General features: G+C 31.3%; 11 protein-coding genes and 1 pseudogene. 9 read left to right on the plus strand and 3 right to left on the minus strand.

Features of this window, described 5'->3' with window-relative positions:
• Positions 1-170 precede the first annotated feature (170 nt).
• Both CLLI_RS10835 and CLLI_RS10840 read left to right on the plus strand, forming a co-directional pair.
• The gene (locus tag CLLI_RS10835) at positions 171-791 is read left to right on the plus strand and encodes a hypothetical protein (protein ID WP_106064231.1); all 621 of its coding nucleotides are present in this window, start codon (positions 171-173) and stop codon (positions 789-791) included.
• Between the two features lie 364 nt (positions 792-1155).
• Complete coding sequence (locus CLLI_RS10840; protein WP_106064232.1) at positions 1156-2028, plus strand: tetratricopeptide repeat protein; 873 nt, start codon at positions 1156-1158, stop codon at positions 2026-2028.
• Between the two features lie 132 nt (positions 2029-2160).
• Here CLLI_RS10840 and CLLI_RS10845 read toward each other — a convergent pair whose 3' ends face one another.
• Positions 2161-3525, minus strand: a complete 1365-nt coding sequence (locus tag CLLI_RS10845; RefSeq protein WP_146127092.1) for a PQQ-dependent sugar dehydrogenase — start codon at positions 3523-3525, stop codon at positions 2161-2163.
• Positions 3526-3666: 141 nt separating this feature from the next.
• On the opposite strand from CLLI_RS10845, the gene CLLI_RS10850 reads away from it, so the two are divergent.
• A complete protein-coding gene (locus CLLI_RS10850) occupies positions 3667-4167 on the plus strand; it encodes a hypothetical protein (RefSeq protein WP_106064233.1) in 501 nt (166 codons plus the stop codon).
• A 41-nt stretch (positions 4168-4208) separates the two neighbouring features.
• Here CLLI_RS10850 and CLLI_RS10855 read toward each other — a convergent pair whose 3' ends face one another.
• The gene (locus CLLI_RS10855; protein ID WP_106064234.1) at positions 4209-6272 is read right to left on the minus strand and encodes a penicillin-binding transpeptidase domain-containing protein; all 2064 of its coding nucleotides are present in this window, start codon (positions 6270-6272) and stop codon (positions 4209-4211) included.
• Between the two features lie 355 nt (positions 6273-6627).
• A complete protein-coding gene (locus CLLI_RS10860; RefSeq protein ID WP_242975586.1) occupies positions 6628-7560 on the minus strand; it encodes a transposase in 933 nt (310 codons plus the stop codon).
• 278 nt (positions 7561-7838) lie between these two features.
• Here CLLI_RS10860 and CLLI_RS10865 point away from each other — a divergent pair, with 278 nt between their 5' ends.
• The 6 genes and pseudogenes from CLLI_RS10865 (at position 7839) to megL (ending at position 14652) form a co-directional block, all read left to right on the plus strand.
• Complete coding sequence (locus tag CLLI_RS10865; RefSeq protein ID WP_106064236.1) at positions 7839-8546, plus strand: L,D-transpeptidase family protein; 708 nt, start codon at positions 7839-7841, stop codon at positions 8544-8546.
• 153 nt (positions 8547-8699) lie between these two features.
• Positions 8700-8936, plus strand: a complete 237-nt coding sequence (locus tag CLLI_RS10870) for a hypothetical protein (RefSeq protein ID WP_207655103.1) — start codon at positions 8700-8702, stop codon at positions 8934-8936.
• A gap of 26 nt (positions 8937-8962) precedes the next feature.
• On the plus strand, positions 8963-9343 hold the full coding sequence (locus CLLI_RS14735; protein WP_207655104.1) for a hypothetical protein: 381 nt from the start codon (positions 8963-8965) through the stop codon (positions 9341-9343).
• Between the two features lie 418 nt (positions 9344-9761).
• A pseudogene (locus CLLI_RS10880) lies at positions 9762-11361 on the plus strand (WG repeat-containing protein); the annotation flags it as partial.
• Between the two features lie 280 nt (positions 11362-11641).
• A complete protein-coding gene (locus tag CLLI_RS10885) occupies positions 11642-13207 on the plus strand; it encodes a sigma 54-interacting transcriptional regulator (protein WP_106064237.1) in 1566 nt (521 codons plus the stop codon).
• A 239-nt stretch (positions 13208-13446) separates the two neighbouring features.
• On the plus strand, positions 13447-14652 hold the full coding sequence (gene megL, locus CLLI_RS10890) for a methionine gamma-lyase (RefSeq protein ID WP_106064238.1): 1206 nt from the start codon (positions 13447-13449) through the stop codon (positions 14650-14652).
• Positions 14653-14753 lie beyond the last annotated feature (101 nt).

Consider the following 14753-nt stretch of genomic DNA (forward strand, 5'->3'; position numbering starts at 1 on the left):
CAAATACATAATAAAACAGGCTGTGTTAATTTATAGGGTGCAGTTTACCTACTTTAAAGGATTTTTGGTAAAATTTTAATTGTTTTAATATTCAGCAAAAGGCTTTTTAATAAAAAAGTTAATGTATAATAGGTGTATTAAATTCAAATCGAAATAAAGGAGAATTTGTCGTGAAAATAGATAATTTTGTTTTACCAAAAAATACATTAGGTAACAGATTTAAGTGCGGCATAAAATTCATTCCAGAGAGGACTTTAAACAAATATTTAGATTACATTTTATTTGTAGTGAAAAGCGGACATAAAGGAGAGGAAGTATATAATTTATGCTTCAAAAGAGGTAATGCATTCAATAACCTTGTGTTTTCACAGAAGAGTTTAGAAGAATATATATGCTTTTTACAGAATGTATATAATAGTACATGCTCTGATAATTTAAATATAGAAGAAGAATTTTTAGTTAAAGAAGGACAGAAAATAGTTATTTCTTCTCTTAATGAGAATTACTTAAAGTTATGTTCAGTAAAAGAAGGCATTGGTGCTTCTTTTAGAGTATTTTTTGTTCTTTCAAAGGAAGAATTAGGAGAGTACTTATTGGCTTTAAATGCTTTTTGTAGAGAGAAAAAAATCATAAAGGAATTAGAAAAGCCTAACAAACCTTTTTTAAGACAAAAGGAAAAGGAAAGTCTTTATCTAAACACCATATATATACTCCTCAATGAGGCTTTAGATAGAAAAGATAAAAAAATGTTTGAAGTATTATCAGGAGAAATTAAAAAGCTGACAAAATAAGTTTTTTAATTATATAATTCACTTTTAAGCTTATCAACCTACTGGCTATTTACCTGTAGGTTTTTTATTTTTACCTTGTAGAAAAAGAAATTAGGATATATGGGATAAAATATGAGCTTTCCAGCTATAAATGAATGCTTTTTATAATATAGTGGCCATTACTCTGTGGACTTTATTTTAATAAGTGATATAATGAAAGTGTAAAATAATTTTACACTTATGGAATTATTTTATACTGGTTGGTCAATTTAAACATATAAGTATAATAAAATTAAATAAAAAATTTATTTTAATAAATATATCCCCTTATATTAGAAATAATATAGGGGGTACTTTACTAACAAAATGAAATGGAGTGGTTAAAGTGAGAATTGTGTTCTGTAACATAGGTTGGATGAAAGGTTACAGAGGTGTAAAAAAGGAAGATCCTATTACATTAGGAGGAGCATATGTAGATAAGAGCCATCAAGGGGCAGAACAGTATAATTTTTTAAATACGGATGGGCACTATTATGGATATGTATGCACAAAATCCAACGGAAGTAAAGAGAATGAATTACATATAGAGAAGATTGATTCAGCTTTTGAAGGAAAAGAATTTATAGATGAAGTATTGGTAGTATGGGTATCTAAGAGACCTAATGATAAGGTAGGAAACAGAATAATAGGTTGGTATGAAAATGCTAGGGTATATAGATATTATCAGGAAAATGCTGTAGCCTTTTATAATATAAAGGCTAATGTAGAGGATTGTGTTTTAATACCACCTATGTATAGAAGTTATGTAATATACCAAGCTAGGGTAATTGGAGCCGGCAAGGGTATGGGTCAATCGAATATATGGGTTCCTAAAGGAGAAGAAGCAGAAGAGATAGTGGAAAATTGCACAAACTATATACAGGGTTATTATTATGAAAGATATGACGAGCCTATTAGAGAAGGGCAGCTATCTTTTATAACTAAAGATGATGTAGGAGATTTGGAAAGCTATGCAAAAAGAGGGGATAAACTTCTAGAAAAAAATCCTCTAAAGGCAATTCAATACTACAATAAGGTTATTCATGAAAAAGGTGAAGATTTAAATATACTATACAATAAGGCCTTAGGACTTGCTAATTTAAGACTTTATAGTAAGTCAAGGGAAATGTTTAAGTATATATTGACCAAGGATAACAATAATAAAAAGGCTAGGGAAAAGATTGAAGAGTTAGATAAGCTATTAAAGGATGTTATATAACAAACCTATATTAGTGAATTGTCCAAAAATGTAATAATTAATTCGTAAGTGTTTGATTAATTTGATTAACACAAGGACACAGATTTAAATTCAAGCCTGTGTCCTTGTTAATTTTATATTAACTGTCCCTAGTTATTTAGTTATTTTCCATATTACTCCGGTGTTGGGAGCAAATTTGTTGGATTCATTTGGAGAACTTAATGCGAAGTCAACCACATACATAGCTCCATCTTTATCAAATACTACATCAATAGGTCTTTCGAAACCACCGCCTCCAGTATAAGAAGCGGCATAACCAGATTTATTAATTGCAAATGTGGATATTTTACCTGTATTCATATGAATTTGAGATACTCTATGACCAACCTTAGGCAATGGTTTGCCTCCAGTGGTTTCAGGAGCGTTACTGCCAAATTCGGCTATATATGCATCACCAAAATCACCAAAGTCTTTATTGTAATTAAAAGTAAAACCCATGGTAGCCGAATGATTAGGAAAATTTGCAAAGGGCTTTGGTGGTATCATAGGATGATATGCTAACAAAAATTTTGGCTGGGACATACCTTCAGGCTTGAACATGGGAAGAGTGACAGGTAATCCACCACTATAATCAGGCCATCCATACCACATTCCAGGCATAATTAACTGAAATTCATCAGGACATTTGTCTAAAGGACGGCTGCCTCTTACGTCTGCTCCATGATTAGCACAAAACAAACGGTTATTGTGATCAAATTTTATTCTAAAAGGATTTCTAAGGCCCCAAGCAACTAGCTGCAGATTTGAACCATCAGGATTTGCCCTAAGAATGCTTCCATTGGCAGGAATTATGCCTTTAACATGCTCTCCAGGTACAGTTGGAACACCAAAGGGAGAGTATGCACCGGTGTAAGCTAACTTTTTTTCATAGGGCTTAAGAAAATTCTTTGTTACATAATTTTCACCAGTTAAAACAATTGTTGAACCAGGATAGTCATGAAAATAAGGATATTTTTTTACCCAGCCGGCATTGTCAAGTCCAACTACGCCTGAATTAGTAGCAGTGCCTTGTCCAAAATACATTTTACCATCAGCACCAAATATAACTTGGTTGTTATGGTGATCTCCAAAGCTTGGAAGTCCAGATATAATATCCTGCTTAGTACCATCTGGTTTAATTATGGTTATGGAACCTCGGTGGGATACATAGATGTTTCCATTATAATAATTTATACCTGTTAATGGAGGATTAAAGCCCTCAGCAATGACTTGAAATCCTTTAGATGTAAGCTTTAAAACCTTTCCACTTCCTGAAGTAACCCCTGAATCAGCAAGTAACATGTCATTATCTTCAGTTATTATTAAATTTATGGGTGTATCTAGATCCTTTGCGAAGACCTGAATTTTATAACCTGGAGGCAGCTGTATATCTTCTGGGTTTACTTTTCTTGGGGCATATTTTGGATTTTTTAAGCCATCCTCTTCATCACGATTTTTTCTAACTTTTTTATTATTCATTAAATACATTCCTCCACAATTGAGAGTATTACCAATAACAGTATATTCAATGAATAAAGCAATAATTCTAATATATGATTTTATTAATATATTATAAGCCTTGTTAATATTAATAGATATAGAAATCATGAGAGGTGTTAAATGATTAGTACAAGGATAATTGTAATTGGAGGACTTCTTACTTGTTTGTCCGTTCTGTTTCAAAGTGTACCTATATTATTTTCAGAGGCTTTGGTGTTTATTACTATTTTAAGTGCTTTGCCCATATACATTATTGCTAAGATCAGTCCTAAAGCTGGAGCAGCAGGGTATATAATTGCTGCAATTCTCATTATGTTTTTAAGTGCACATGAAGGCTTATTCTTTTTATGCAGCAATGGAATTGTGGGGCTGTCTCTTGGAGTTTGCCACCATTATACTAATAAAAAACTCACCATATATGCTATATCATCTGCAGCTTTAACAATTGCATTAAGTGTCATGAATTTTGTAATAGGAATACCTGTATTTGGTATGAAAATGCCATATTCAATTTATATACAACTAGGTATTTTGCTATTGTTCTCATGGATATATATTATATTTTATTTTTATATAGCAAATTTTTTCTTTAAAATTATTAATAAGGTGTATAAGATATAAAGACCTCAGCTCTTTAGCTGAAGTCTTTATTGTTGAATTGATTAATGTCCGCCTCTTTGAATAAAATAATATTCTAATACTTTCTTTTGCATAGGTATAACATAATGGCTTCCACCTTTTGATCTAACATCTTCAATCATAGTAACTAGTACCATTTTAGGATTATCAGTATTCATGGACACAAGCCATCCATATTCCTCTCCACTAGTATCCTCAACACTTTTTTTCAATTCTGCTGTACCTGTTTTACCAGCTAAAGCTACTCCAGGTATTTTAACTCCATGCCCTGTACCAGATGGATTCTCTATAACTTCCGTAAGATCTTCCAACAATATATTTGCATTTTTCTCAGAAACAACACCTTTCTTCCATACCTTTGCTGCTGCCTTGTCTTTTTGGAGTTGGAGAGTAGGTGTCATTATATCCCCTTTATTTAGTACAGCACTGTACATTAAAGCCACATGCAATGGACTCATTAATACTTGCCCTTGACCATAGCCGCTATCTGCTAGTTGAATATCATTTTTTATACTATTATCAGCAGAAATTTGAGATTTTGCAATGGGATAATCTATAGGTAATGTTTCACCTATACCAAAGTCTTTTGCCTTTGCTATAAAGGTCTCTTTGCCTATTTTAAGTGCCTGTTGTGCAAAATATATATTGTCAGAGTATATGAAGGCATTTTTTAAATCAATTGGTTTTCCTGGGTCTACTACCCTTGTAACCTTATATGCCCCCCAACTACCGCTAGGCTGCCATTGATTTCCTTGTATATTAATGGCTTCAGATGGATTTATACTGCCTTTTTCTAAACCAGCTATTGCAGTAAATAACTTAAAGGCTGAGCCAGGTGCATAGGCAGCTTTAAATCTATTATCAAATTGTATATTTTTATCTTTCTCCCATTGTGTTTTAATACTTTCAGGAGCATAGGTAGTAAATAGATTTGGATCAAAGGATGGAGAACTTACCATAGCTAGAATTTCTCCAGTTTTAGGGTTTATAGCCGTAGAAGCTCCTTTTTCTCCATTCATATTCTCATATATATTCTTCTGAAGTTCTGCATCTATGGAAAGAGTTATATTCTCTCCATTTTTCGGCTCTGTTTTTGCTATTTGTATTTTTTCTGTTTCTACCCCATCCTTTTGTTTAGATATATAAATAAATTTACCATCTTTAGCCCTTAATTTATTTTCATAAACTTGCTCTAAGCCTCTTTTTCCTATGCTGCTGGTAGAGCTGTACCCTTGACCATGTAATTTTTTAAGTTCTTCCGCTGTTATAGGCCCAACATAACCTATTAATGAACCCATAGCTTCTCCACCTTGATATATTCTATTATTTGGTTTTTGGTATATTACCCCAGGTATTTTCATAGCTTCTGCGATTATATCCTTTTTATCAACGGATATATTGACAATAGGAAGAAAATGTTCAGGATTACTGTCAGCTTTTAACTTATCTTCTATTGCTGAAGGTTTTATATCTAAAATTTTAGCCAGATTTGTAGTATTAGCCTCTTTATTTGCATTAAAATCTGCAGGTTTAATGCCAATAGTTACTACAGTGCCATTTATAGCAAGTCCGTAGCCATTTCTATCATAAATTTCTCCTCTTTTAGCAGCAATAGTTTCTACTCTAACTTTGTCCTGAGATTCCATTTGAGGAAATATCATTTTTTCACTCCAATTAATAGCCCAAATCTTTTTATTATCCACCTTTTCTTTAACCATATCTGCCTCATAGCCCTTAACAGCTACTTCTCCCGCTGCAGTTGTCATAGTTAAAGAGAAAGGTATCTTTTCTGCATTTTTATCAGTACTTTCTGCATTTATAGAAATGTTATTTGCTTCTATACCACTGTAAATGTTTGAATATCTATCTATAAAATTCTTTTCACTAATCTTTGCTTTTGCTTCATTAGACAACATACTATACATGCCTTTGTAATCTTTTTTCTGCCAATAATCTTTATATGTATTAAAGGTTTCTACAGAATTTTTTTGTTTAAAGGAACAGCCGCCTAAAACAAAGGTTGATAAAATTAGTATTATCACTGCAACTAATGCAATGAAAAGTCTTTTAGAATTTGTTTTCCGCATTTATTTACACCCCTTATAATAATTTTTTTATATTATAGATATTCATATGATAATTTAATTTTACCATAAAAATTATTAAGATTTAAAGCAAAAGTATAGAACTGTTCCCAAGTAATAGATAAAATTAAAGAAATGGGGACGGTTAATAGTATTTTAGATAGAGAAATAGGAACGGTTAATAGTATTTTGGAGGTTAATTAAATACAAAAAAATGTTTGAATTATGATAGCATGTCCAAAGTTAAATAGTAAAAATTAAATGAGGATTTATTTTAGATTAAGTTTTAAAAAAGGGCGTAGTAATACCTAGGGGAATAACTGAAAATAAAAAATTAAGTATATAGTTAGTATTCTACTTAAGCACTATATGAAGATATAAAATCAGATACTATGTTTCTATAATGTTCATCATTTTCAATAATACTAACCCCCATAGCGCATAAGTCAGATACTCTGCCTTGACTTATATTCCCTAAGGTTTTGCAAATATCCTTACATCTAAAATCACATAGACACCTCATTAAAAGAACAGATAGAGCCCTAGCTTTTGTTGAAGCTCTATTATTTTTTATATGTAATTTTATTTTAGGTATAGCAAGTTTTTCAGAAATAAACTGAAGAATATCATCTGGATTAAAGTCTCTTACAAGAATAGTCCTTTCGCTTTTATAATGGGTTTTTTCATCTTTAAATTCAATTTTCTTTTCAAAATTTTTATTCTCATTGTATACAATTTTGGTATATCTTTTCCTAGCTTTTTTTACGTCAGTATCTAACAACTGCATTATAAAATCTTCATCAACTAGATCAAAAGGATCTTTTTTCAAGCCTAAATATACAGATAGACTTGAATACTGATATTTTTCTAAAGAATTTTTATATTCTCCTATGTCCACTGGATTTCTGTGAATATAAGCGGAAGCCGTAATTAAATACCTATTATTATGGATTACTTTACTTTTAAATCTATCTTGAAAAAGGTGACCCTGTCTATCATATTTTTTATTAAAGTTTATAGCAAATCGAAAATTAATACTATGCATAACCTTAGATATATCAGCTCCATTAGCATCAATTATGAAATGAGCATGATTACTCATAAAGCAATAAGCATAAATCTTAAAATTATATATTTTTTTATAGTGTTTCATAAAGTCAATATACATATTTTTATCACTATTATTTTTGAAAAAAGGCACTTCACTAATACTTTTAATCATTATATGGAATATGGCATTTTCAGGTTTAATTCTAGCACATCTAGGCATAAGAACACATCCTTTAATCATTTATTAAACATTCTTGCCTTATTTTAGAAAAATATTACTTAAATCCAGAATTTCAAGAAACATTATCTAAAATATTATTAACTGTCCCTAGGATATCATATATCCTATATTAAAAAATACTTAACTGTCCCTAAAAAACTATAAAAAACTATTCATATTAAAAGGTAGTAATATGAAAGATATTGAATTGTAAATTTTTATGATAGTATAAATCAAGCAACATTTGAAAAAATAAATATGTAACAGTTTTATTATTTAAGAAGGGTATGGAGTAAAAAATGAAGAAATGTAGATATTTTTTTGCAATAGTGATGTTTATACTAATTTTATTTTCAACTACTTCAGCTACTATAGTAAGAGCCGAAGCAGCAGAGAAAAAACCATCTAAAAGCAATAAAGATGATTACAATATTTTGGTGGATATATCGGAATTTAAACTATATTTAATAAAGAATGATACTAATGAGCCCATAAAAGTGTATCCTATAGCTGGTGGAAAGCCGGAGACACCTTCACCTTATGGAACTTGGATTATTGTAAATAAAGCTAAAGATTGGGGCACAGGATTTGGAACGAGATGGATGGAGTTAAGCGTTCCTTGGGGCAAATATGGAATACATGGTACAGATAAACCTTTAACTATTAGTAATCCAGATTCTTTAGGATGCATAAGAATGTTTAACAAAGATGTGGAGGAGTTATATAAGTATGTTGATTGCGGCACTATGGTGGTGATTTATGGTGGACCATATAATCTTTCATGGTATAAATTTAGGGTACTGAAACCAGGTGATAGAGGTGCTGATGTGATGGAAACCCAGAGGTCATTGAAGGAAAGGGGATATTACTCAGGGCAATTAGATGGGGTCTATGGAGAGAATATGAAAGCCCATGTTATAAGATTTAGAAAAGATAATAAATTAAAAACTACTCATGATATTGACGAGGAAATGTATAATGCTTTAGGTATGCAGGCTTTTGAATAAGATGGGGACAGTTATTCAATACATGTACATGGGGACAGTCATTCAGCACTTTCTTCAATAGATCCAATAAAACTACCTATAAATCTAGTAAATATTATGACGGACAGGGAAAAAATGATATTTTGGATATTTTGGAGATGTTATGATGGAGTGATGGATAAAGAGAGGTTTTATCAACTATTTCATAAGCATATGGAAAAAGAATTTAAACTCCTATTCAAAGTACTTAAAATTTTTAAAATGTCCAAAGAAAAGGATAATAAAATCCTGTTAACAGAGCTAGGAAGATTTGCCTATCATTATGTTGAAAAGCAGTATTCCATATACTACTTAAATTACTTATGGGAAGAGTCCATGAAGAAGGCCTGGATAAAAAGGTTAGAATTATAAATAAAATTTAATTTAGGAGATTAAATATGAAAAAAAGTGATTTTTTAAAGCTTGCTTTATTCGGAATAAAGGCAATTATATTCAAAGAGAAAAAGCCTATACTTGGAACTATAATTTTAACGGATTATTGCAATCTTCACTGTAAGCACTGTGCAGTAAACAATATAAATAAAGTGATGAATCCTTATGAAAATATAATAGAGGAAATGAAAAATTCTTATGATGAAGGCATGCCTATTTTTAATTTACAATGTGCTTTAGATGAATATCTTAAAAATAATTGGGAAAGGCCATGTCACCAATGTATGGAAAAAGTTAATAACTATTCCTATGATTTTTCATATAATATGTTGAAAAGTAATATAAAGGAAAGTTTTCATTATGCCATATGGAATGTGTTTAGTTAATTTCGTACAAAATTATTTACCACCTGGGTCAAAGCTTATAGAATTGGAAAAGCCTTATAAAAGGCCAGCGCTGATCATGGCAGATCTGGACGGAGACGGGATTGAAGAAATAATAGCGGTCTATAAATGGCAGGGAGAGACTTATGTTATTGTACTGAAAAACCATTGGGGCAATTGGTATGTATTAGGAAATATAAAGGGGAAGGGGTATAACGTTAGTTACTTGAATGCTGCACGGATCACCCCTAAAAATATTAATAGCTTAATTATAGGATGGCAGTTTGGGAGTATTTGGTCTGAACTGGGTATTTTGCAATGGACACCACATGGATTTAAACACATAATTCCTCAGAATATTTATTACAGCAAAATTCAAGTAGAAGACATGCCAGGAATCCATGGAAAAGATGGAGTATATGAAATAGCATTATGGGTTCATGATACAGGGGAGGCATATAAGGTTCAGGTATATAGATGGAAGGATGGAAGTTTAGTCCCATACCCTGAGGTATATCATTATTACTTTAAAAAGGTAGCAGCATATTATGAAGAAAAAGTAAAACAAATGCCAAAAGCGACCTTTTATTGGTATTATCTCGCGGATGCACAGCTAAAGGCAGGAATGTTCTATGAAGCTTTAAAATCTGTTAACATGGCAATGAGCTTAGGTTATGACTATCCAAGTAAAGAGGATTTAGCTAAATTAAAAGAAGAAATTTTGGTAAAGTTAAAGACAAGATCATCCAATTTATATCCTGCAGCTATTAAAACTGTTGAGGGAACAAAATGGGGATATATAGATAACGGGGGGACAGTTAATAAATAAGTATAATTACGCTTTTGTAGGGGATTTAAGCGATGGGCTTTTAGCCTTTCAAAAAAATGCAAAGGATAAGTATGGCTACATTGACGAAAAAGGAGTAGTAGTTATACCCCCGCAATATACAGCTGCTCAGCCCTTTGTTCAAGGAAGAGCTGTGGTTAATATTTCCGAAGATTATACAAATCAATATGGGATTATAGATAAAAAAGGTAATTATATTTTAAAGCCTCAGTATAATGAGATAAAACCTCTAGGTGAAAACATGGTGGCTATTGGAAAAATCATTGATGCAGAAAAACCTTATAGAGGTTCTAAATATGCTATTGGGGACATGAATGGAAATATCCTTACAGACTTTATTTATTATAATGTTTCAAATTATAAAAATGGCTTAGCTTCTGCTAATGATGATAAAAATACATTCTTCATTGATAAAAGTGGAAATATAGTAAAAAACTTGCCTATAGTAAAAGGTAGTGGAACTTTAGACTTAGAGGGAGATTTAATTAAGGCTTATGTGGACTTTAGAATATCCTATTTAACTAGAGATGGAAAAGTTATTTGGGAGCAAAATAAAATTATACCTCTTAATAATCAGTATAGTGTTATAGAAGAAAAATATAAACCTAATAGAGATTATTTAGTATATTATCCAGAACTCCAGGGTATGGAAGGCAAAGCAGAAGAAAAGAAGGCAAATGAAAAGCTAAAAGAACTTTCAAAAGTTAAACCTATAGATAGCAATGCAAACCTTGATTATAATTATGTAGGAGATTTTTCTGTAGAGTTTTTCAAAAAGCAATTGCTGGTTTTAAAACTCTATGGTTATGAGTATCATTTTGGTGCAGCTCATGGTATGCCTAGCGAAATTTATCCTCATATAGACCTGGTAAGTGGAACATTTTATCAGTTAAAGGATTTATTTAAACAGGGCAGCGACTATGTAAAAGTAATAAGTGAAATCATAGGGGAACAAATAAAGAATAATAAGGAATATTCTTATGTATTTCCTGATGCCTATAAAGGGATAAAGGAGGATCAGCCTTTTTATGTAAAAGAATATGCTCTGTATATTTATTTTTATCCCTATGATATTGCACCTTATGTTGCAGGATTTCCCACATTTAAAATACCTTATACAGAGATAATGAATATTATAGATACCAAGGGTGATTTTTGGGGGTCTTTTCATTAACTTATTAGCTTAAAAAGCTTAAAGGGGACGGTTAATAATTTATATAGGGACATTTATCAATTATATTATTTCTATAAAAATTGATAAATGTCCCTAAATTTTTTATTTGATAACTACCTCTACTTAGACAAGTATTTTGAGGAAAAGTTATTAACTGTCCCTATATTGTCTTCTACAGAAGGGAAAATATGGTATAATTGTATTAGGAGAGATATGACGAAGCATATGAGGTCTTAAAATCAAGGCAACATATGCTATATTTTTAAAAATAGGAGGAAGTATGGGGAAAGGCTATTTCAGATTTGAAATAATAACTAAAGATAGAATAGGGATAACCTCGGAAATACTAGATAAAATTTATAGATTAAATATAAATATTATATCTTTAGAGGTATTTCCTAAAAAAGTTTGTGTGAAAATACAGGACATAGGGGAAAAAGAAAAAATATCATTAAAAAATAGTCTTTATAGTATAGGTGGAGTGGTTACAATAAAAGACATTGAGCTTTTGGAATATGAAAAATATGAAAGAAAATTGCTAGCAATTATTGATTCTGTAGATGATGGGATAATATATATAAATAAGAATCTGAAAATTGAGATATTTAACAGTTACTGCGAGGAAATATTCCATTACACCAAAGAAGATGTACTCGGAAAAGATGTAAGAAATATAATAAAGGATGCTCCAATGGTAAAACTTCTAAAAAGCGGAGATAACTATGACAACATGGAAGTTAATATAGAAAGTAATAGAGGTAAAAGCCATTATTTAACTACAGGAAGACCTGTAAAGGATGATAATAACAATAATATAGGGGCAGTAGCTTCTATAAGAGACATGAAAAAGGCTATAGAAATTGCTAATGTAGTATCCACCACAGACAATGGAGCCTTTAAAGAAATTATAGGAAACAGTGCAGCCATTGAGAAAGTAAAAGGAATGGTTAGGGCAGTAGCTAAAAGTAATTCCACAGTTATATTAAGAGGAGAAAGCGGTACTGGTAAGGAATTATTTGCTAAGGCAATTTATAATCTTAGTGGAAGAAGAGATAAAAAATTTGTCCCTATAAATTGTGCTGCATTGCCAGAAAATTTAATCGAAAGTGAATTATTTGGTTATGAAAAAGGAAGCTTTACTGGAGCAGTTTCCACTAAAGAAGGACTTTTTAAAGAAGCACATGAGGGTACATTATTTTTAGATGAAGTTGGAGAACTGCCATTATTATTACAGGCCAAGCTTTTAAGGGTATTGCAAGAGGGAACCATTAGGAAAATAGGAAGTAATAAGGAAGAGAAGGTAGATGTGAGAATAATTTGCGCTACAAATAAAAATTTAGAGGATATGATTCAAAAGGGTGAATTTAGAGAAGATCTATACTATAGATTAAATGTAATACCAATATGTATACCGCCATTAAGAGATCATTTAGAGGACATACCAATTTTAGTTACTCATTTTATAGGCAAGTTAAATAAGAAATTAAATAAAAATATTTTAGGTGCAGAATTAGAATTTATCAATGAACTTCTAAAATACAATTGGCCAGGAAATGTGAGAGAACTTCAAAATGTAATAGAGAGAGCTATGAACTTATGTACCCGAGACCTATTAGGGAAAGATCATTTAATGATAGATATTTATGAACCACCAAAAGTAATAAATGATATTGATAAAGAAGGAGAATTAACGCTAAAAGAAGTAGTGGATATGGCTGAAAAGGAAGCAATAATAAAATCACTTAAGAAAAATAAAACTTTTAGAAAAACTGCAAAAGCTTTAGGAGTGTCCCATACTACAATAATGAATAAATTAAATAAGTATGGAATAAAACGTAAGGTATAGTTTACAAGTGTAAAGAAATATTTCCACTTATGCTCACAATATGGCTGCAAATGTTTACATATGCTTTCTCCATATTTTGAATAACCGTCCCCAGTATTTGTTTTGAATGACTGTCCCAGTATTTGGCCAGCATTGCTTAGTATTTGCATAGTATTTGGCATGAAAAATGCTAAATATAATTACTGTAATAGGAATATTTAAACATAAAAAATAATAAATTATTTAGGGGGATTGTTATTATGAATAAAGAACACATGACTAATATGGGATTTGGGACAAAGGCTATACATGGAGGACATAAAAAGGATGCACAATATGGTTCACTTGCCACACCTATATATCAGACTTCAACATTTATATTTGATTCAGCAGAACAAGGTGGAAGAAGATTTGCATTAGAAGAAGGGGGGTATATATACACAAGACTTGGAAATCCAACTAGCAATGAAGCTGAAGAAAAAATAGCTTTATTAGAAGGGGGAGAAGCAGCTGTTGCAACATCTTCAGGTATGGGAGCTATATCAGCAGCACTATGGACAGCCTTAAAAGCAGGAGATCATGTGATTGCGTCAGATACACTTTATGGCTGTACATTTTCACTATTAAACCATGGCTTAACTAGGTTTGGAGTAGATGTTACTTTTGTAGATATATCTAATTTAGAGCAGGTTAAAAATGCTATGAGACCTAACACTAAAGTTGTTTACTTAGAAACTCCAGCAAATCCAACTTTAAAAGTTACAGACATTGAAGGGATTTCTAAAATAGCTCATAGTGTTGAGGGATGTATGGTTTTTGTAGACAATACATTTAGCACTCCATATATACAAAGACCTTTGGAATTTGGAGCAGATGTAGTTGTTCATTCTGCAACTAAATATCTAAATGGACATGGTGACGTGCTTGCAGGATTTGCTATAGGTAAAAGGGATTTTATAAATCAGGTTAAATTATTTGGATTAAAAGATATGACTGGAGCAGTTATAAGTCCATTTGATGCTTATCTAGTTATAAGAGGTATGAAAACTTTAGAAGTTAGAATGGAGAAACATTCAGAAAATGCAATGAAGGTAGCTAGGTTCTTAGAATCCCATCCAGCAGTTAAAAAGGTATATTATCCAGGACTTGAAAGCTTTGAATACTATAAATTAGCTAAAAAGCAGATGAAACTTCCAGGAGCTATGATTTCTTTTGAACTAAAAGGTGGAGTTGAAGAAGGAAGAATAGTTATGAACAATGTGAAACTAGCTAGTTTAGCAGTAAGTCTAGGGGATACAGAAACATTAATTCAGCACCCAGCGTCAATGACTCATTCACCATACACTCCTGAGGAAAGAGCAGAAGCAGGCATTAGTGATGGCTTAGTTAGATTATCCGTTGGACTTGAAACAGCTGAAGATATAATTGAAGATTTGAAAGGAGCTTTAGATTTAATAATAAAGTAACTTCATATCATATAAAAATTAATCAGTAATATAATTACATGGCGCCATGGTTATTAAAAATAAATATATCTTCACAGGTTAAGGGGAATATAAAAATAGCC

This window comes from Clostridium liquoris (assembly GCF_002995785.1).
Taxonomy (GTDB): Bacteria; Bacillota; Clostridia; order Clostridiales; family Clostridiaceae; genus Clostridium_AO; species Clostridium_AO liquoris.